The 18387-nt window shown below is 49.8% G+C and carries 19 protein-coding genes; 10 read left to right on the forward strand and 9 right to left on the reverse strand.

Annotated features, from left to right (window positions below; genetic code table 11):
• Positions 1 to 65: 65 nt before the first annotated feature.
• Positions 66 to 1988 (reverse strand): FAD-binding protein, encoded by a 1923-nt coding sequence (locus DESLBE_RS13300; protein ID WP_144677217.1) that lies wholly within the window; start codon positions 1986 to 1988, stop codon positions 66 to 68.
• 126 nt (positions 1989 to 2114) lie between these two features.
• Between DESLBE_RS13300 and DESLBE_RS13305 the strand changes: the two genes are divergently transcribed.
• The gene (locus DESLBE_RS13305) at positions 2115 to 2990 is read left to right on the forward strand and encodes a LysR family transcriptional regulator (RefSeq protein ID WP_144677219.1); all 876 of its coding nucleotides are present in this window, start codon (positions 2115 to 2117) and stop codon (positions 2988 to 2990) included.
• 169 nt (positions 2991 to 3159) lie between these two features.
• On the opposite strand, the gene DESLBE_RS13310 is transcribed toward DESLBE_RS13305, so the two are convergent.
• Together DESLBE_RS13310 and DESLBE_RS13315 are read right to left on the reverse strand one after the other, a co-directional pair.
• Positions 3160 to 3441: a hypothetical protein gene (locus DESLBE_RS13310; protein WP_005814718.1), complete on the reverse strand. Its 282-nt coding sequence runs from the start codon at positions 3439 to 3441 to the stop codon at positions 3160 to 3162.
• Between the two features lie 423 nt (positions 3442 to 3864).
• Positions 3865 to 4305 carry a UvrD-helicase domain-containing protein gene (locus DESLBE_RS13315; RefSeq protein WP_243131313.1) on the reverse strand — a complete coding sequence of 147 codons (441 nt, stop codon included), beginning with the start codon at positions 4303 to 4305 and terminating at the stop codon, positions 3865 to 3867.
• Positions 4306 to 4537: 232 nt separating this feature from the next.
• On the opposite strand from DESLBE_RS13315, the gene DESLBE_RS13320 reads away from it, so the two are divergent.
• Entirely contained in the window at positions 4538 to 4879 is a 342-nt protein-coding gene (locus DESLBE_RS13320; protein ID WP_144677221.1) for a nucleotidyltransferase domain-containing protein, read from the forward strand.
• Entirely contained in the window at positions 4867 to 5277 is a 411-nt protein-coding gene (locus DESLBE_RS13325; protein ID WP_172625430.1) for a HEPN domain-containing protein, read from the forward strand. The genes DESLBE_RS13320 and DESLBE_RS13325 overlap by 13 nt, the downstream gene beginning before the upstream one ends.
• Before the next feature lie 41 nt (positions 5278 to 5318).
• Here DESLBE_RS13325 and DESLBE_RS13330 read toward each other — a convergent pair whose 3' ends face one another.
• Both DESLBE_RS13330 and DESLBE_RS13335 read right to left on the reverse strand, forming a co-directional pair.
• The gene (locus tag DESLBE_RS13330; RefSeq protein ID WP_144677223.1) at positions 5319 to 5900 is read right to left on the reverse strand and encodes a DUF3841 domain-containing protein; all 582 of its coding nucleotides are present in this window, start codon (positions 5898 to 5900) and stop codon (positions 5319 to 5321) included.
• 48 nt (positions 5901 to 5948) lie between these two features.
• On the reverse strand, positions 5949 to 6566 hold the full coding sequence (locus DESLBE_RS13335; protein ID WP_144677225.1) for a DUF3137 domain-containing protein: 618 nt from the start codon (positions 6564 to 6566) through the stop codon (positions 5949 to 5951).
• Between the two features lie 233 nt (positions 6567 to 6799).
• On the opposite strand from DESLBE_RS13335, the gene DESLBE_RS13340 reads away from it, so the two are divergent.
• Positions 6800 to 7537, forward strand: coding sequence for a 4Fe-4S dicluster domain-containing protein (locus DESLBE_RS13340; protein ID WP_026184195.1), 738 nt, complete (start codon positions 6800 to 6802; stop codon positions 7535 to 7537).
• 161 nt (positions 7538 to 7698) lie between these two features.
• Here the strand turns inward: DESLBE_RS13340 and DESLBE_RS13345 are convergent, their stop codons facing one another.
• Positions 7699 to 8652, reverse strand: a complete 954-nt coding sequence (locus DESLBE_RS13345) for a Fic family protein (RefSeq protein ID WP_144677227.1) — start codon at positions 8650 to 8652, stop codon at positions 7699 to 7701.
• A gap of 137 nt (positions 8653 to 8789) precedes the next feature.
• Positions 8790 to 9653, reverse strand: coding sequence for a DUF3102 domain-containing protein (locus DESLBE_RS13350; protein WP_144677229.1), 864 nt, complete (start codon positions 9651 to 9653; stop codon positions 8790 to 8792).
• Between the two features lie 359 nt (positions 9654 to 10012).
• Here DESLBE_RS13350 and DESLBE_RS13360 point away from each other — a divergent pair, with 359 nt between their 5' ends.
• From DESLBE_RS13360 to DESLBE_RS13385, 6 genes are all read left to right on the forward strand, one after another.
• Positions 10013 to 11104, forward strand: a complete 1092-nt coding sequence (locus DESLBE_RS13360) for a GerAB/ArcD/ProY family transporter (protein WP_243131314.1) — start codon at positions 10013 to 10015, stop codon at positions 11102 to 11104.
• A 30-nt stretch (positions 11105 to 11134) separates the two neighbouring features.
• A complete protein-coding gene (locus DESLBE_RS13365) occupies positions 11135 to 12235 on the forward strand; it encodes a Ger(x)C family spore germination C-terminal domain-containing protein (protein ID WP_144677233.1) in 1101 nt (366 codons plus the stop codon).
• 3 nt (positions 12236 to 12238) lie between these two features.
• A complete protein-coding gene (locus DESLBE_RS13370; RefSeq protein WP_144677235.1) occupies positions 12239 to 13699 on the forward strand; it encodes a spore germination protein in 1461 nt (486 codons plus the stop codon).
• The gene (locus DESLBE_RS13375; RefSeq protein WP_144677237.1) at positions 13696 to 14814 is read left to right on the forward strand and encodes an NAD(P)/FAD-dependent oxidoreductase; all 1119 of its coding nucleotides are present in this window, start codon (positions 13696 to 13698) and stop codon (positions 14812 to 14814) included. Before DESLBE_RS13370 ends, DESLBE_RS13375 begins: the two co-directional genes overlap by 4 nt.
• A gap of 177 nt (positions 14815 to 14991) precedes the next feature.
• Positions 14992 to 15216: a DUF1659 domain-containing protein gene (locus tag DESLBE_RS13380; RefSeq protein ID WP_015942926.1), complete on the forward strand. Its 225-nt coding sequence runs from the start codon at positions 14992 to 14994 to the stop codon at positions 15214 to 15216.
• A gap of 36 nt (positions 15217 to 15252) precedes the next feature.
• Positions 15253 to 15492, forward strand: coding sequence for a DUF2922 domain-containing protein (locus DESLBE_RS13385; protein ID WP_144677239.1), 240 nt, complete (start codon positions 15253 to 15255; stop codon positions 15490 to 15492).
• A 202-nt stretch (positions 15493 to 15694) separates the two neighbouring features.
• On the opposite strand, the gene DESLBE_RS13390 is transcribed toward DESLBE_RS13385, so the two are convergent.
• On the reverse strand, positions 15695 to 16078 hold the full coding sequence (locus tag DESLBE_RS13390; RefSeq protein ID WP_243131315.1) for a hypothetical protein: 384 nt from the start codon (positions 16076 to 16078) through the stop codon (positions 15695 to 15697).
• Positions 16079 to 16691: 613 nt separating this feature from the next.
• The gene (locus DESLBE_RS13400; protein WP_144677241.1) at positions 16692 to 18134 is read right to left on the reverse strand and encodes a Na+/H+ antiporter NhaC family protein; all 1443 of its coding nucleotides are present in this window, start codon (positions 18132 to 18134) and stop codon (positions 16692 to 16694) included.
• Positions 18135 to 18387: the final 253 nt, after the last annotated feature.

Genomic DNA, 18387 nt, shown 5'->3' on the forward strand with positions numbered 1-18387 from the left:
GCATGAGCAGAGGAGAAAACTTCTCGGAGAGCATCGCTCTCCGGGAAGCTTTTGTTGTTCTATGCTTACCGCGCCGCCAGGGTTTTGGCCACATTATAGCCGAAGGTAACGCAGCGGCTGTGGCTGAGGCAATTCTGATTGTGGGGATAGGTCCCGGAAAACATACTGCCCGAAACATTGCCGATGGCATAGAGGCCGGGGATGGCTTGACCGTCGGTAGCCATCACTTCGCTCCGGGGAGTGATCTGCAGGCCGCCGGCGGTGCACAGGGCCTCCGCCATTTCCTTGGTTGCGTAGAAGGGGGCCGTATCTATTTTATGCATCATCTTGCCGGGGAAGTGGAAGTCGGTGTCTTCGCCGGCCTCGCACATGGTGTTCCAACGCTTGATGGTGGCTACAAAAGCATCCGCGTCCACGCCCATTTTCCCGGCCAGCTCTTCCAGGGTATTGGCCACCAAAGCTTTGTCGCTGGTAGCGGCGGCGATCCAGACTTCTTTGGGAGCGTAGCAGCCGGAGGACGGGGTCCAGATTTTGTCAACTATGGCTGAACAATTGGCGTCCACAATATAGTAGTCGTAGGCTCCCGGCTGGGATTGGATGGCATTGGACAGATGGTTGTAGGCTTCATATTCGGCGGTAAAGCGTTTGCCTGACCTGTTGACGCGCAGAAAGGGCATCAGCTGTTGGGGGTCCAGCATCAGAGGATGGGGGTATTCATCCTCCATGGCCCCAACGGCTTTGGCCATTTCATGACCGTCACCGGTATTGGTCTTGGTGCCGTTCATCCAACCGCTGAGGGCAAGGTCCCGGGGACGGCAGCAGGCATTCAGCTTCACCGGGTTGAACTCGTAACCGCCTGTGGCCAGGACGACTCCTTTGGCGGTCTGATACTTGACATAGCCCTGCTCGGTCTTGACCACAGCGCCGGTAACCTTGCCTCCTTCCCTGACCAGCTGAACCACCGGTGTATTGAAGAGAACTTCCACTCCCGCATCAGCAATTCGCTGCTGCATGGTGGCGATGATTTCAGGAGCGGGGATGGGGATGTTGATGGAGGTATTCCAGCTGCGGCTCAGGCTCAGCTCATCATAAGCGGCGTTGAAATCCCGGAAATCCCCGGCATTGAAGGTCAGGAAGTAATCTTCATCCTTAAGGGCCAGTTTGTCCAGAAACCAGTTTACAGCCTCGTCGCAGGTATTAATATACTGCTGGTAGATTTCCTGGCTGCCCCGGTAAGAACAATTGATCATGGCGTCATCCAGCCATTGTTTCATATCGAAAGTGACGCCAAACTTCTTATGGATGCGGTCGTTAAAGGCGCCCATGGTGGCGCTGCGCCAGGTGGGATTCTTGCCCTTCTCCACAGCGGCCACCTTCAGGCCTTTTTCGGCGCAGGCCAGAGCGGAAGCCATGCCTGCCGGACCTTGTCCGCACACCAACACGTCCACGTTCACCGTCCTGACAAAGTCGGTAATGGGAGCGGAAACGAAAGCCACTTCCCCGCTGTTGGTGGCCGCGTTGACAGCGCTGAGATCTTCGCAGGAAGGATAGGGATTATCGATATCGGCCGGTTGGGCTGCTTCCACGGCAATGCCGAGGGCTTGGTTGATGCAGCTGGCGGCAGCCTCCTTCACGGCATCGGAGGTCATGGTTGCGCCGGAAACGCCGTCGATTTCGGCGCTCTGGGCAGCCATCAAGGCCTCCTGCAACCCGTTTGCTGCCGCGCCGCCAATCTCGGCGGTCTCATTGGCACAATCCACCTTAACATCGGTGATGGCCGTTTCACTGAAGGTCATGGTAACCGTGACCTGGCCCATCCCTTTAGCTGTGCCGGTATAGGTACCGGGCTTATACACTGCTGCTCCGGGATTAGTGCTTCCCGCATCGCTGGAGCAGCCTCCCAAAAAGCCGGCAGCGGCAACTCCTACGGCGCCGATGGCCGTATTTCTCAGAAACTGACGGCGGGATACCTTTTCTTTTTCCACCATAGCTCTCCCTCTTTCTTTTATTGAACTTGGATTTTGCCCATAGTATACTAAACTAGTAAGTGAAATCACAAACAAACTTTTTGCACAGGGGAACAACTCATTGTTGTGCCCTTAAGGGAGGGTGACATGGAATACAAGCAGCTGCAGGTTTTCCTGAAAGTATGTGAGACGAAAAGCATAACGAAAGCGGCGGAACGGCTGTTTATCAGCCAGCAGGCAGTCAGCCGGATCATCGCCAATTTAGAAAATGAGCTGAATGCCCGGCTTTTTATACGTACTCCTCAGGGAGTTGAACTGACGGACTGCGGAGGAGAGCTGGAACAGCAGGCCTTTGAGTTTTTGCATCACCATGACTCGATTGTCACGCGGCTTGGCAACCTGAATCGAGAGGGCAGGAAAGAATATAAAATCGGCTTTTTTATGGGCATGCTGCAGATGCTGCCTGCCCATTTTCTTCCTGATTTAATGGATGCCCATCCCAGGCTGCAATTCCGTCTGCAAAGTTATCCGGATAATGAACGCAGCCGCTCCTTTCAGAATTATGGCTGCGATCTGGTTATGACCACATCCCCTCTGACTTCGGGAAATTTTGTGCAGATTTTTCACTACGAAAGCCCCATCGGGGTCATTCTGCAGCGCAGCCATCCCCTTGCCCAAAAGAGGGAACTGACCATGGCGGATTTAAAGGGGCAGCGGCTCATTACCCTAAACTCGGACAACCGGTCCCAGTCACGGCTGATGAACCGGCTGGGGGAATGGGGCCTGGATGCGCATTCGGTTGTGGGGGATACGGAATGGGGCCTGACCTGGGATCTGCTGCGCCGGGGCTATATTTCCTTTTATGCCGGCAAGCTCAGTGTCCTGCCCGATGACATGCTGGGCCTGCCCCTTACGGACTTGAATCTGGCTTGGGAGTTTTTCGTTTATAAGCGGCAGAGCAAAAAGCTGTCTGCTCTGGAAAAGGAGATCCTGGCCAAAATCCGCGAGAATATCTCGGATTGAGCTGTACAGATGCACAGCAGCAGACAAAAAATTGAACACAAAAAAGCTTCCCTAAGAGTGCAACCTCCTGGGAAGCCTTTGTGATGCGTAAAATGTAAAGCTCGGCGAACCGGGTTTTCTTTATAGGCAGGGAACTGTTGTATGGTTCAGATGGAGTAAGTGCAGCGTTCTAGTTGCAGCCGCCAAAAGAGAACCCACTCACTTTTTTCCTGAATCCAGGGCCATCCTCGGGAAAAGAAATATAGAGATTCTGCACCTTGGCACTTTGACAAGCGGGGCAGACAGCCTTTTCTATGTCCTCTTCAGAGGCTTCAAGCTTGAATTCATGGCGGCAGCTCTCACAGAGCATGGTATACTCCGGGAAGCGATTGGAAGGCACTTCATCCAGTTCTTCCATTTCTCTCGGCATATTGACCTCGTTGCAGCCAGTGCATCCATTACATTCTTTCATCTTCTTCCTCCCGTCAGCTTTGTTTTTCGTATAAAATGGTCTTCGCTCAGAGTTCAGTTGTTTCTGCAGTTATGTGAAGGTAACGAGCAGACCTTTGCCCTAATTCTATTTGCAAATAGTGTGCCAAGGCCATTAGAGCGCTTGATGCTCATGACTGCCGGGTTGAGCACTCAATGGGCGGCAATGTAAGGGGTCAAAATGAGATTTCTGTCGCAAAATAATCTAAACTACTGCGGGCAAATTTTTCTTTGAGCTTGCCCTTGGCCGCGGTCCAGGTCTCAGGGCTGATGGTGAATACCCCCCTCGGCCAAACCAAGGGAGCTCAGAAAAAAGCAGATTATACAGGTTAAACCCGTCATTGATTGAATAAGCTTCGCCTGGAGACCGTTCTTCACCAGCAGTCCGGTGATCCGCAAGGCTTCGTCATTCTTTTTGGTCAAGACACAGGTGGTGCCCGCCGGCCCTTCCCTGAGCATATCCTTCACCAGCGGGGTAAAAAGATGATTGATTGCTATGATAGCGTACCAGCTTGATTTTCCCCAGATCCGTTTGCTTGGGGATAATCGGCGTATCCTTCAAACGGAGAGGAATCCTGGCGGCGAATTGATTGCTGAACTGTACAAGATTGCTTTTACTACGGTAGTTTTCCACCAGCTCGTACAGGGTTGCCTGCTTCTCCAGGATCAGATTCACCATATATTCCGAACTGGCCCCTCTGAATTCATAGATATTCTGATCGTCATCCCCCACGGCAATGACCCGCATCTCCTCGTTGTGCTCCATCAAGGCCTGGATTAAGGCGTACTCATGAGCATCCATATCCTGGGCTTCATCGATAGCAACCCATCTCCTGGGCCTGTTCATTCAGCTCTTTAATATGAAAGATCCTTTCCTGATTTTCGATCACCGTTAAAAGACAGACTTGCTTTATCCGTCTCTTTTAGGTATCTTTCCGTTTTCGATAATATTCTCCTGATTTTTGTCAATTCCTGCTTGAGGAAGGGAATGAGGAATATGGGGTTTAGTAAGGAATTGAGCTAAGTGATATTGCATGATATAATTCAGATAGATTTAACTCTGAGTCGGGAGTGATTCTATGGCATCCCTAACTAAAACAGAACAAACGGCCTTAGACAAAACAATTCAACATATACGCGATGTTTGTGGAGATAATTTAATTTCTGTCATTCTATACGGTTCCAAAGCCCGAGGGGATTCTTTGCCTGAATCCGATATTGATATTATGATTCTGGTCCGCAATCGCAATAAAGTAGACAGAGATAAACTTTATGATTTTCTTTTACTTGACGATGTGGGTTATGACATAAATATTTCGCTCAATATTTATGAAGGGGAATATTTTAACCAGCTGTCAACAATGCACGTACCTTTTGTTGAAAATGTTCTTAAAGAAGGAGAAACACTGTGGACTGTGTAGAAACCAAAGATTTGGCCTTTTACCGATTGCAATCGGCTAAAGAACGGTTAGCAGTTGCCGAGGATCTTTTTAAGCTGGAACATTACCGGGATTGTTTATCCAAGGCATACTACTCCCTTTTTCAGGCGGCTAGAGCGGCTTTAGCTACATTAGGACTTGATTCGCGGAAGCATTCTGGAATTATTAGTGCGTTTAATACTAATTTTGTGAAGACCGGAATATTTCCAAAAGAATACCGAAAGATTATCGCAAGCTCTCAGGACCTGAGATTAGCCAGTGATTATGATGATTTCTATCTCGCTAGTAAACAAGACGCTGAAAAAACTCTTAAAGATGTCCAAATGGTGATAAAGGGTGTCGAAGACTATTTAAATTCTCACTACGCCGACCTTCAATGAAACAAAGGCTTCCCCGAGAGAAATAACTCTTGGGGAAGCCTTTAAAGTTCAATTGGTTTTGCCTTGCCGTAAAACTTTCTCACGCTTACAATCTGCTCTTTTCGCAGTTCCCAAAAAGTCGCTTGTACAAAAGTCCACGGACAGCAGGCTTTATCGAATACCTTCTTCCAAGATTCTCGTTTAACCTGCTCCTGCTCTCGTGATGGCAGGCCGGCAAACCATTTGTCCGCAAGTTCCTCAGCTTCATCATCATCTTCCGGCGCATCAGAAAAATAGCTGTCGTTCAGCACCAAGTGCCAGTATTCCTCATCACTCAGCAAGATCTTTTCGTCGGGTATTTCGGCTTCGATGACATAGTGTTCGCCGACATAATTTCTGAACTCAACTCTCCGCAAATCGGGTTTTACATTTTTACCAAGCAGGAGATACCAAGCCCATACCGGATACTCAACGCCTTGGGGCGGCTCTCCGACACGCCCTTTCATTTCCCCAACAAGCCAGTCGTAGGATTTCCTGAACAAGTCGTCTTTCAACCACCCGGCTAATGCGGCATCGCAATGCAGAACGCCCTTTTCACAAAGGTCGTCATATGCCGCTTTATCTTGAATCGTCCATAAGCGCATATCAGCACACCTCCGCTATCAAGTTCGCCTTAGGCATGGTGTTGCCAACTATAGCTGAGCCGTTACATCCGGACTATCTTCATAAGCCGAATCGATAAGGCATAACTGATTCAACACTTCGGCAAAAAGAAAATAGAGCGTCTTCAGTCTATCCATATCTTTAATTATTCCGGGAACTTGAAAGTACAGTTCATCAACGCCCTCCGGGAATTCGCTGCCAAACCACCCCTCATCATCTTTGACTTCCAAGGAGATATCCGGCTGTATTTCGATAAGCTTGCGTATTCTTGAGTTTGAGAATAGACTCACTAACTTATCCCTATCGTTTCCCTTAATGATGAACTGATCATCAAACTCCGGGTAACCCACTTCTATATCCTGTAATCCGAGAAGCTTCCCGATATTACTGAAAATCCCCTTGCGATATATCCTGAATTTAAACCCATCTTTGTTTAGGTAAGGCGCCCTCATTCGGGTATAGGTTGTGGATGTTTTCCCGGTCGACACGGTATAGGTATCTAAAGTAATGACCCATTCTTTGATTTCAGCAACAACTTTCGTTCCTTTAAAAAAGCCTCCGTCAATAAAGTCCGCACCAATTTCCTGACATAATGCTTCCCAAACCTCATGCTGACTTGGACCAAATAATTCCCGAAGCAACCCCATATTGATTCCTCCCTCCCCTAATATAGATAGTACATGCTGATACGAATCATTCCCCCGAAATCAAACAAATGTTCTAGTGGCATTTTACACCATAGATATCCCTTTGGCAATAACGCGTTAGTCCATTGCCATCGGCAAGGGATGTATGAACTGTGACAACGTGATTTTACGCACATCGCCCCTTCCTGCATCATGTTAGAATGAAAGTAAAAATCCCCGAGGAGGAGCCAACAATGATCAGAAAAATTATTAAAATCGATGAGCAGTCGTGCGACGGCTGCGGATTATGCCTTACCGCCTGTCACGAAGGGGCGCTGGTGCTGGTAAATGGCAAAGCCAGCCTGCTTCGCGATGATTATTGCGACGGGCTTGGCAACTGTCTTCCTGCCTGCCCGCAGGATGCGATCTCTTTTGAAGAAAGAGAAGCGGTGGAATTTGATGAAGAAGCCGTCAAAAAACATCTGGAAGGCCACCACCAGCATGACGACAATGAACATCATGAACACCAAGGGCATACCCTGGCTTGCGGCTGTCCAGGCAATCATGCCGAGCTGCTGAGCCGTCCCGAATCCACCTATAAACCGGAAACCCAGCAGGAGAATAAATCTCAGCTGAAGCAATGGCCGGTGCAAATAAAGCTGGTTCCCCCAAATGCCCCTTATTTCGATAATGCCCATCTCCTGATCGCCGCCGACTGTACTGCTTACGCTTATGGGAATTTCCACAACGAGTTTATGCGTAACAGAGTCACCCTGATCGGCTGTCCGAAACTTGATTCTGTGGACTACAGCGAAAAACTGACGGCCATTCTGCAGCAAAACTCACTTAAATCCCTGACCCTTGTCCGGATGGAAGTTCCCTGCTGCGGTGGTTTGGAAAGCGCGGTGAAAACCGCCCTCAAAAGCAGCGGTCAAATCATACCCTGGCAGGTCGTCACGATCACAACCAATGGCCGGATTCTGGAAAATTAGATTCATAAGGGCAATGTCTGAGGCAAAACGTATAAGCATCTCTGCGCAGACAAATACAGCTGAGCAAAGAAAGGCTTCCTGAAGAGTGCATACTCCCGGGAAGCCTGGTTTTCTTTATGGGCAGTAGCGCTCTTTCAGCTTGTCAAAAGAACATTTTCAGGCTACTTTGTTTTCTTAATTGCCCGGTATTTCTGCCTGCTGCTGTTTGGCTTATCCGGCACAGTCATTTCGATCAACCCAAGTTCCAAGGCCGGACGCAAATAGTTCATGCTGAACGTAGGACGGTGTTTGAGCGCGAGCCGTTCTAAAAGCTCTTTTGCCGATAGGGTTTCATTTCCTAAGACCATCATCAGGCGCTCAACTTGTTCGGTTACTTGCTCGCGTACTTGTTCGGTTTGAATAAGCTCCCGCAAAGCATCGCGAATTACCCTAAGCATGAATTCAATAAAGGCAGTGGAATCCGCGGTTTTGTCGGCAAGAGCCAGTACCTTATAATATTCGTTTTGCCGTTCGCGAATCAGGGTTTCTACCGGAAGCCAATGAAACACCGGCTTCCAGCGGCTTAACAGCAAGGTTTGCCACATCCGGCCCATACGCCCGTTACCATCCGCAAAGGGATGTATGAACTCAAATTCATAATGAAATAGACAACTTTTGATGAGAGGATGTGTATCGGCATTTTTTACCCAATGAAGTAAATCACTGATCAGTTTTGGCACAAGTTCAGCCGGCGGAGCCATATGTACCAGTTCGCTCCCGGCAAAAACACCAACCCCCCCGGAACGGAAGCGACCGGATTCATGGGTCAATTCCAGCATGAGGATTTTATGTGCTTTTAAAAGATCGTCGATATGACACGGATCAAAGGATAGCAGGAGATTATATGCCTCGTAGGCATTTTTTACTTCACGAATTTCCTTTGGTGCGCCAAGAACACGTTTGCCATTGATCACATCCGTCATTTGCTCCAGGGACAGAGAATTGTTTTCAATCGCCAAGGAGGAATGAATCGTTCGTATTTGATTATCCCTGCGTAAATGGGGGTTAACAGCACTCTCATTTTTTACGGTAACAATACCCACTTGTTCGCTGATTTCGGCAACTAAGTGAATCATGGCGTCCGTGACGCTGTATGGCGGGGTGTAAGGCTTTTCGGCACAGGCTCACCACCTAATTTTATCTTATACGTTATTGTACCGTACAAGTTCTATTGACACAAGATTCTACTAAATTTTTCTACAGGCAGCACTTTTCACAGCTTCTCCCGCAAGGCATTGTGGAGGAAATCATGGATCTTCTCCTTATATATGGCATGGAGCTCCGGGTTTTTGCCGGCAAACTTGGTCATTCCATAGGCCAATTCCTTAAAGGTCTTGAAGAAGCTGTCATATAAGAAGGCGATTTTATTGGCCTCAGCCTTGCCATAGGCTTCATCCAGGGATGCCTCCATCTTTTTGATGGCTTTATAACCTGAGCGCTCTTTCAGCTTGTCATAGGAGGCCTTCTTATTCTCGATCTCCTGCTCCAGCTCACCCTTTACCCTCTCCAAATCATGGATTGCGGCTTTCAGTCCGTCCCGTTCTGCGGCCAACCGGGCATTCTTATCCTTTTCCTTGTCCAGATCATCACGAAGAGCTGCGCTCTCCTGCTTGGCCTGATCCCGCTCGGTCACGGCCTGCTCTGCTTCCTGCCGGGCCTCTTGCCGCTGCTCAACGGCCTGTTTCAGCTGCCGGGTACTCATGCCTTCCACATCCATCTCCATCAGGAACCCAGCCCGCTCTTCCTCGGGAAGCTCCAAGAGAGTCAAGGCCTGAACAAAGGTCAGATTGGGCAGCGTCCGGTTCTGAGAAGATTCCCCGGCCGGGGACAAGGGAAAATATTCACCATAAGCGTCAAAAAGGGCTATAAGACGCTGGGCGGTTCTTTGGGAGTAGTTGACGGACACCTTCAGCCACTGCCCCCATTCCCCATTGGGAAGCATGGCTCTGACTTCTTTGAGCCTGCGCCCGATTTCGATGGCATGAACAAGGAGAATTTTCTCCATCTGCCCCTTCATGGTATTGATCTCCGAGGCAATCACAACGGGGGTCCGGTTGGTCGCCAATTCATCCGTCATCTAATCCACCCTTTCCTGCACCTGGCAAAATCTACTGCATTTCTATCTATAGCATATGATCTGCCTGCTAAGAGTGACAGCCGGCATAAACTATGTCCAGGAACGCGACAACGTTGTCGCGTTCCTGGACAACTCTATTGCTGTTTTTTCTAACCGACAAATTGAACTTCGCAGGTTTCAATGTCTTTGCGATAACTATTTCCAGCCACGATGTACCAAGCGACAGTACATAAACAGCAAATTTATCCTTTACCATAGACTCTCTTCAGCTGCTAATGTGCGCTGAACTACCCCGCCTCATGAGTAGATAGCCGATAAATGGGAATGATTAATAAAAATGCGAATTGCGGGATGAGTCCTTGACAAACAGTGTGACAAACAGACAGTTGTTTTTTATTATCATTATTTCAACAGTTGGCCTGAGCGCGGTGGTCATGCCGAAAATCATGAGCGAGGCCGCCGGAACAGGGGCGTGGCTGAGCCTGCTCATCGCCGCCGTCTTTTTCGTGGCCGACGTTCTGCTGATCATCCACTTGGGCTGCCTCTACCGGGGGAAAGGGCTGGCGGAATACAGCGAGCTGCTGGTGGGGAAAGCCGTATCCCGTATTTTCTGCGGTATATATCTTATCTACTTTTTTATTTTTCTTGCCTTCTTCGTCCGGTGCGCGGCCGATATCATCCAGGCGGAGATTTTATATAAAACCCCCGTTTGGGCCACCATGCTGCTGATTATGAGCGTCTCCCTATACGCCGCGTCGAAAGGGCTTACCAATTTGGGCAGGATTCTTGAATACCTGGGCCTGATCGTGCTGATAACAGGCTTTATTTTGCAGATTATTGCCTTTACACAGGGAAACCCACTGAATAACCTGCCCCTGATCGACCCGGCGGAGATAAGCCGCTATATCCGGGCGGTTCCGTCTGCTATCTTTGTTTTTTTGGGCTTCGAGGTCATCACTGTCATCCCCCTTTCCAGACGCAACGGTTCCCAAGCGCTGCTCACGGCGGGGATTGCGGTTCTGGTGGCGTGCACTTTTTTTATTGTTCAGTTGGAAGGCTGCTATTCTATTCTGAGCATCAATGATATGGTCAATTACGATTATCCGGTTCTGACCGCGATTCGAAGACTGGACATCGCCGCCCTGCAATTTGCTAAGCGGCTGGATCTGTTTTTCATCATGGGGTGGCTCACCTCCATCTTTTGCACCACTTCCCTGATCATGTTTGCATCGGCGGCCTATGCGAAAAAGCTGATTTCTAAGCTGACCGGGATTACGCCGATGCTCGCCATCGGCGCGGCGGCTTACGCTACAGGCCTGCTGATTCCCAACGCGGAGGATGTGCTGCTGGTGTTCAACCGCTTCACGACGTATACCGGGCTGCTGCCGGCCTTTGTCATCCCCTTTGTTTTGTGGGTGGCCCATCTGTTCCGGTCCCGTGGCAGTACGTAAAGAGGGTGGTGATGAAGCCTGAATAAGCTCATAAAGTTAACCGCTCTTGCCCTCTGCCTGCCGCTGCTGTGGGGCTGCTGGGATTCGACGGATATCCAGCAGGAGAATATTCACATCGCGGAAGTGATCGATTATCAGGATGGAGAGTATCATTTCTATGGGGAAGTCGCCGATCTGGGCGGCCAGTCACGAAGAGGCGGCGCCGGCGGACAGGGCAACCTGAACTTTTCGATCATCAAGGCCAGCGGGGAAACGTATACCCAAGCCCGTGACGATCTGAACCGTAAAAGCAGCAGGCCGGTTTATCTGGGCGCCTTAAAAATGCTGATTTTTACCGACAGGCTGGCATTCCAGGGTGTGGAGGAATATCTGAACCGGAGCCGGACCCAGCGCAACACCAGAAAATCACTCAAAATCATCACCTCCGCCGAAGAGCCGGAGGATTTGCTGAACGCCGCGCTGGACAACGCGTCGTCGGTGGGGCTGGCCATTGATAACATACAGGAAAACCTGATGAGGGAGGGCTCCTCATTTTTTGTGGATATCGGCGATCTTTTGGAGGCGCTGGCGGTAAAAAAGGTGGGGTTTCTGATCCCCGCCATGGGCGTCGCGGACTCCCATATCACGCTGACCGGGTATACAGTTTTTGAAAACGCCCAAAAGGTTGGCTTTATTCCACAGGACGAACGGCGGGGCGTGGTATTTTTCCTCAATCCCCACGGCAGTTTTCATTACGAAGTCATTTTGAATTCGAACCGGTATGAGCTGGATGTTACCCTGAACAACAAAAAAATCACCACGGTGTATGCCGATGAACAGCTCATGCTCCAAGTTCAAATGGGGTTTAAGGCCGTGCTGAACTATGGGGCCACGGCGCAGCCCCTCACTATAGCGGACCGGGAGGCCTTGGAGGACCTTCTTGAGGAGGCGGTCCTTGAGGATATCCTACAGGCCCTGGATACCTCGCAAAAGGAGTACGCTTTGGATTATCTGGGGATTTACCGGCATTTTCGGGCGCAGCATAACAGCGCCTTCCAAACTATCGACTGGAAGCAGGCCTATAGTGACGCGGCGACGGAGGTCACGACCGACGTCACACTCGTCCAGAGCGAGCTTCCCCAGGAGCTATAAGCCATGACAAAATCATCAATCCATCCTATGGACATCGACAAAATCAGCGCGCGGCTCAGCGGCGTTTCGGCGCGGGTCGTTCCGTGTACGGGCGGGGATGCCATCACGGTTTTGTTTATCCGGCAGCTCACCGACCGGGCGCAGCTGTCCGAGTGTATACTCAAGCCGCTGATTGCCCGCGCCGCCGCCGGGGAAACGCCCCCGGCGGAAGAGCTCCGGGATCGCATCCTGTATGTGGATCATTGCGCCCTGGACGACAATCCGGAGGCCATAGACGCTTATCTGCTGGATGGATATACTGTGCTGCTGGGCCCCTGGGACGGGCGCTATCTGGTGTCAAACATCAAAAAGATTGAAAGCAAAAGCATTGACAGCCCGGAACTGCAATACACCCTGCGCGGGGCGCGGGATTGCTTCATTGAGAATCTCGACACCAATCTGTCCCTGATCCGGTACAGAATCAAAGATCCCCGGCTGAAAATCGCCATGCTGGAAACGGGAAAACGAACCAGAACATCGGTTGCCGTGGTCTATATTGAAGATATAGCCAATCCCGGCCTTGTGAAGGATATCCTACAGAGGATTGCCAGGATAAGGGTAGACGGCATCGTCGAATCCGGCGCGCTGCAAAAGCGGATCCTCAACAGTAAATGGAGCCTCTTCCCGCAAACGGGCATTGTGGAACGGTCGGACATGGCCTGCAACGCGCTGCTGGAGGGAAAGGCCATTATCCTGGTGGAGGGCAGCGGGCTGGGGCTGATCGCCCCCAAGGTTTTCCATGAGTTTCTCGTCTCCTGCGACGACATCTACGACAACAAATACCTGGCCCTGCTCACCAAGGGCCTGCGGTTTATCGCCCTGTTTACTTCCATCACTCTGGGTGCCCTGTATATCGCCATCATTTCCTTTCACCATGACACCCTTCCCTCGGAATATATCCTGACTCTGGCGGCTATGCGGGCCAACGTGCCCTTTAACGCGTTTACAGGCATCGTTCAGCTGGAAGTCATCGTGGAAATCATCCGGGAGTCCTTGCTGCGCATTCCCAAGAAGATCGGCGGGGCCATCGGCATTCTGGGGGCGATTATCATCGGACAGGCCGCCATCGCCTCCGGCATGTACAGTCCACTGCTGCTGATCATTGTTTCCACCGAATTGCTCGCCTCGTTCATGATCCCGGATTATACTCTGATGAATCCCTTCCGGATCTTGAAGGTTCTCATGATTCTGCTTTCTGCGGTCTTCGGCTTGATCGGCTTTACCCTGGGCCTGTGCCTGATCGTGACCATCATCGTTTCGTCCAACAGCTTTGGCGTTGCCTACGCCGCACCCAGCGCGCCTTTCAACCGCGAAGATTTTTTGGGAAAGCTTTTTCCGGACAAAAGTATTTCACCTAAGCGCCCTAATTTTCTAAAAACCACCGATCAAACCCGCACTGAATCGGATGAAAGGAAACCATCATGAAAGTTGCTATCATCGGAGCGGGAATGGCGGGGTTATCCTGCGCCATCACCCTGGAAAAGCACGGCATTACGCCGTTCATCTTTGAGAAAAGAGCCAGCGTCGGAGATCGCTTTGTCAACGCGGAGAGCATGTTCCACATTCTCAACCGGCCGGTAAGAAACTGCCTCCCCTATCTGCGGGAAAAATTCGGCATCCGGCTGGACCCACTGACAAAGGTCTCCCGAATCGAGATCCACTCCCAACACGAGACAGGCGTCATCAGCGGGGATATCGGCTACCTGAACATACGGGGAAGGCACGAGGATTCCTACGACAGGCAACTCAGGGACCAGGTCTCAGCCCCCATCGCATACCATTCGCAGCAGGAATATGAGACGCTGTGCAAGGATTTCGACGCGGTGGTGCTGGCGACGGGGGATGCCGAATATGCCTGCCGCCTGGGCAATTTTCGGGCCGACTTCACCGGCTCCGTCCGGGGCGCTACCGTAACGGGCAGTTTCCAGGCGGATACGCCCCATGTCTGGTTTGACTGCGATGTGCTCCCCAAGGGCTACGGCTGGGTCATCCCCTATTCGGATCAGGAAGCCAATGTGGTGATGTTCAGTCCGGATTATCCCAGCAATATCAAGCGGGATGACGAGGAGATGTGGAATCAATTCTACGGCATGGTCAGCCAGGATTTGCATCAGCAATTCCGCATGACCGATCAATTCTCATTCAAACACTATATCGTCGGCATCTGCAATCAAGCGAAGCTGGAAAACACTTATTTCACAGGCAATTGCTTCGGCGCGGTATCCCCTGGATTCGGCTTCGGGCAATTCACTTCCATTCTGAGCGGGGTTTACAGCGCTTATGACATCTGCGGTCGCGGGGACTACGCCGAGCTTACCAAGCCGCTGCGGGCTAATTATGAGAATTCACTGATTCTCAGGCGGTTTTTGGAGAATATGACTAACGAGGATTTTGATTTTGTGGCCAAAAATATGAATATGAAGCTGATCAGCCGTTTTGTGAACAACCTCTGCGACACCGAGGGACGTATGGACCTGCTCAAGGACGTGACGCCGCTCATGAAGCTGCTCAACCGGCTGCAGGAGGGCAAGAACAGGTAGCCGGAGTGGCCGCCGCCTAAACAATGTCCAGGAACACGACAACGTTGTCGCGGTCCTGGACAAGCTTTTTTTCCATATTTTTTTACTCCGGCTGTAACCTCCGGGGGAACCAGAGCATAGAGTATAGAGACAGGCCGGATATCCGGTCTGCCAATGAAAAAAGAGGAGTTGAATTGAATGGCCATTGTATCGGAACCACTCAATTCCGCACTGGTAGTGGTCTATCAGGACGGCTACACACCTGCCGGAGCGCCGGTGAGCCGTCAGAAGAGTATAAGCTATGTACGTCCCGATGCTTCCGAGGAAGCACTTTATGAGATCGCACAGGCCCTGTTCAGCCTCTCCCTTCATCCGGTTCTGGATGTGCAGTTGAAAAAGAATTTCCGGCTGAAGGAAGAATAATGGGCGGAAAAATCAAAAACGAAAGGATGGAGCTTAATGGCGATTTCAACGAATAAAATCCTCCGGCTCAGTTTCAGTACTGCCGGGGGAAAGACATTCACCCTGTCGATTCTCAATCCCCGGGAGGATCTGAGCCAGGCTGAAATTCTGGCCGTCATGGATCGGATGATAGAGGAAGATATTTTAATGACGACCAGCGGCGCCCTCACGGGAGTCAAGGACATCAAGGTCGTCAACACCGTCGTCAATGATTTGTTCGATCCAGTTCAGCCTTAGAGAGGGCTGCGTGGAGTCTGAGCCTTAAATAAATGCCTTGAGATTGCCGGCTAAGGTCACTTGGCCGGCGGTCCATTGTCTTTTTCTTATTCAGAATCAGGTCAGGGTTCCTTGTTCATAAGAAGCCCGCTCAGAGTAACGGCCGGCACGAAACATGTCCAGGAACGCGACAACGTTGTCGCGTTCCTGGATAAGCCTCTTGTCAAATGGTCACCGCAATTTCTTTAAGCAGAACCCTCTGAAATTCCGGCTCCGGCAAGGGGGGTGTCACCACGAAGGAATGCTGCCTTGTTTTACCTGAACCGCCCCCTCCATTTGGGGTGCACAGGTATTCCGGTGCAATAGACAGTTCAAACATGGCATGCCCCAGATGGACAAAGGGTTCAGAGGTGATCATTTCAGTTTCGATATGCACAATACTGGCATTGCTGTATTGTTTTAGATAGGTTACAGTATGAGACAATTTGTCAACGGTCACTGATCTTAACACAGGAATAAATTTCAGAAACCCGGTCGGCTCTACGAGTGCGTGGATACGCTCTTCACTCAGCAAATCAGCAAAAACAATGCGCAACCCTTCCACCATGATCTGCTTTTTCCTGCCTGCCCATGGGGGCTTACAGCCGGCATAAATTTGTCCCCAAACACGACAACGTTGTCGCGTTTGGGGACAAACCCGATTTTCGTTAGTTTTTCCAACCCAAAATCGTTTTGACGCCGTCTTGCAGGTTCATGAACAGAGGCAGACAGAACCACTTGAGTCGAGAACCGGCCAGAATACCGATTGCACCGAACAAATGGACGAAGATGTACTCGCCTTTGGACGAATTCTCGGATTCCTGGGTGCAGCTTCTTCACCCCCGGCATGCGCCGCCCTTCCTTGGCCTGTTTCATACCGTCGCCGACAAGGACCACCTGTCCGCGTACGTAGAGTAGTGGAGCCAGGCGGCCAACGATGGTGACCGAAGGCAAGCCGAAGGGAGTCCACAGACCAAGCGGAGGAACGAAAGAAATGAATCATCGACTCGAACCATGAGGCCGACGACGATGACAACGAACCATTCATAAACGAGTTTTCTGACTGTACAAAAATCATATCACTCCAACTCAAAACTTTGAAATTGACCATAATGACAAACGAGTTTCGATAATCAAAACTCGTTTGTCGATTAGAGTGTTCCTTCTGTGCTGAAGCGGGATTAAGCTTGAACAGAATTCTTGGAAGCGGCTGGGGTTTCGTATTTACGATTCCATCCAGTAAATACTGAGAAAAACAGAACCGCTAATAAAGTCCAGTTATATGGATTCATTAAAGCCGTCCAAATCGATGGCAATGGAAGATTAAATGCCTGAGCAGCGGAAGACATAGCCCCATACCAAACAATAACACAAATATGCCAGGGCAAGGTAAAGAACATCGAACATACTGCGCAATCCATGAGATTAGCCCGCCTTGCAGGGGCTAGGTTAAATTTTTTGCCAATTGGTTTTACGAAACTTGGACCAACGAGTAATTCTGCTGGTGCATTTGCTGCAATTGGAATCGATGCTATGATTGTTACAAAAATAATTGATAATTCCGCTTGCCTAACGGTTTTAGCGATTGTCTTTTCAGCCCATTTTAATATGCTATTCATAACTCCACTTTCTACTAATATCTGAGTTACGGCTAACACGAGAAGGGCAAATATTATCGCTCCGGTTACACCAGAAATCCCTTTTTCAATTAATCCTGTTGATTCCCCTCTTTGAGCGGGAATGTGAAATAATACTGAAGGTACCATTTTGCCCGTTAACATGGCTATAATTGCTGCGCAAATGTTTCCCCAAATCAAAGACTCTACAATATGCCTTCCTTTTAGAGCCAAGACGACAACGACTGCAAAGCTAGCCAACATAAGGAGTCCACGTGGGTCAACCGTTGCTGTTATTTCAGGTAAATTCGATACTGTGCCGCCACCGCCAAGTATCATTATTGGTATTACGGCCAATGCGGCAGCTGTCAATGAGAGAGGGGCACGACTACGAACAACATCCTTCATTGTTGCTTCTTGGGTGAACGCCGATACAATCGTAGTATCAGATACTGGTGCTAAATTATCGCCAAAGGCGGCACCTGCTAAAATCGTGGCACCTAACATAGCTGGATTAGCGCCAAGAAATATACCGGCTGGGTATAATACTGGCATAATGGCAAGTACTGTTCCCGTGCTCGTACCCGTTCCCAGTGAAAACATCATTGCAGCTAAGAAGGAAACCAAGACAAAAATTGCACCTGTTGCTCCGGCTTCCATTCCAAACCATAGCAAACCTTCAACTAGACCTCCCGCAACCATTAACTGGCCAAAAACACCAGCAAACAACCAAGCCGTAACAATTACTATACCATTCTTATCACCTAGTCCTCGGAGAACCGCTTGACAATATTCAAATTTATTTTTAGCAAATAACAATCCTGCCACGATAGCAAGCCAACCGCCCGCCCAAAAAGCCTGTGTTCCTCCACGCTCAGCAACCGAAAGCCAGACTAATATCCCAATTAGTACAAACAATGGAATTAGTCCACCTAATATTCCGCCATACATATCAAGTTTTTTACTCGCATCGAATTCATAGCTGTTCTCTACTTCTTGATTAGCCATCTTGCTACCTCCTAATAAAAATTATTAAATTTTAAATTCATATTAAGCCAACGATGTTTTGTTTCCACCTGACATAAGTCTCAAAAGCTCATCTCTTTTAATGTAAATATTGGGACCGCCCCAGTGCTTTGCTGAAGTTGGGCAGGAATTCCAAGGAGGTTTTACCCTTCCGTGTAATGTCTGCGCTTAAATTGTGCTAGATTCATAATAATAGCCCCCACCTTGTAATAATTATTTCTTGCACAAGCCTTAC

The organism is Desulfitobacterium sp. LBE (assembly GCF_007830365.1).
Lineage (GTDB): Bacteria > Bacillota > Desulfitobacteriia > Desulfitobacteriales > Desulfitobacteriaceae > Desulfitobacterium > Desulfitobacterium hafniense.

Bases quoted from the DNA above. Each gene is read 5' to 3' on its own strand.
- DESLBE_RS13300 (WP_144677217.1), bottom strand. From the start codon at position 1,988: ATGGTGGAAAAAGAAAAGGTATCCCGCCGTCAGTTTCTGAGAAATACG.
- DESLBE_RS13370 (WP_144677235.1), top strand. From the start codon at position 12,239: ATGACAAAATCATCAATCCATCCTATGGACATCGACAAAATCAGCGCG.
- DESLBE_RS13305 (WP_144677219.1), top strand. From the start codon at position 2,115: ATGGAATACAAGCAGCTGCAGGTTTTCCTGAAAGTATGTGAGACGAAA.
- DESLBE_RS13400 (WP_144677241.1), bottom strand. From the start codon at position 18,134: ATGGCTAATCAAGAAGTAGAGAACAGCTATGAATTCGATGCGAGTAAA.
- DESLBE_RS13340 (WP_026184195.1), top strand. From the start codon at position 6,800: ATGATCAGAAAAATTATTAAAATCGATGAGCAGTCGTGCGACGGCTGC.
- DESLBE_RS13390 (WP_243131315.1), bottom strand. From the start codon at position 16,078: ATGGTGGAAGGGTTGCGCATTGTTTTTGCTGATTTGCTGAGTGAAGAG.
- DESLBE_RS13385 (WP_144677239.1), top strand. From the start codon at position 15,253: ATGGCGATTTCAACGAATAAAATCCTCCGGCTCAGTTTCAGTACTGCC.
- DESLBE_RS13350 (WP_144677229.1), bottom strand. From the start codon at position 9,653: ATGACGGATGAATTGGCGACCAACCGGACCCCCGTTGTGATTGCCTCG.
- DESLBE_RS13330 (WP_144677223.1), bottom strand. From the start codon at position 5,900: ATGCGCTTATGGACGATTCAAGATAAAGCGGCATATGACGACCTTTGT.
- DESLBE_RS13315 (WP_243131313.1), bottom strand. From the start codon at position 4,305: ATGAACAGGCCCAGGAGATGGGTTGCTATCGATGAAGCCCAGGATATG.
- DESLBE_RS13375 (WP_144677237.1), top strand. From the start codon at position 13,696: ATGAAAGTTGCTATCATCGGAGCGGGAATGGCGGGGTTATCCTGCGCC.
- DESLBE_RS13310 (WP_005814718.1), bottom strand. From the start codon at position 3,441: ATGAAAGAATGTAATGGATGCACTGGCTGCAACGAGGTCAATATGCCG.
- DESLBE_RS13345 (WP_144677227.1), bottom strand. From the start codon at position 8,652: ATGATTCACTTAGTTGCCGAAATCAGCGAACAAGTGGGTATTGTTACC.
- DESLBE_RS13380 (WP_015942926.1), top strand. From the start codon at position 14,992: ATGGCCATTGTATCGGAACCACTCAATTCCGCACTGGTAGTGGTCTAT.
- DESLBE_RS13320 (WP_144677221.1), top strand. From the start codon at position 4,538: ATGGCATCCCTAACTAAAACAGAACAAACGGCCTTAGACAAAACAATT.
- DESLBE_RS13335 (WP_144677225.1), bottom strand. From the start codon at position 6,566: ATGGGGTTGCTTCGGGAATTATTTGGTCCAAGTCAGCATGAGGTTTGG.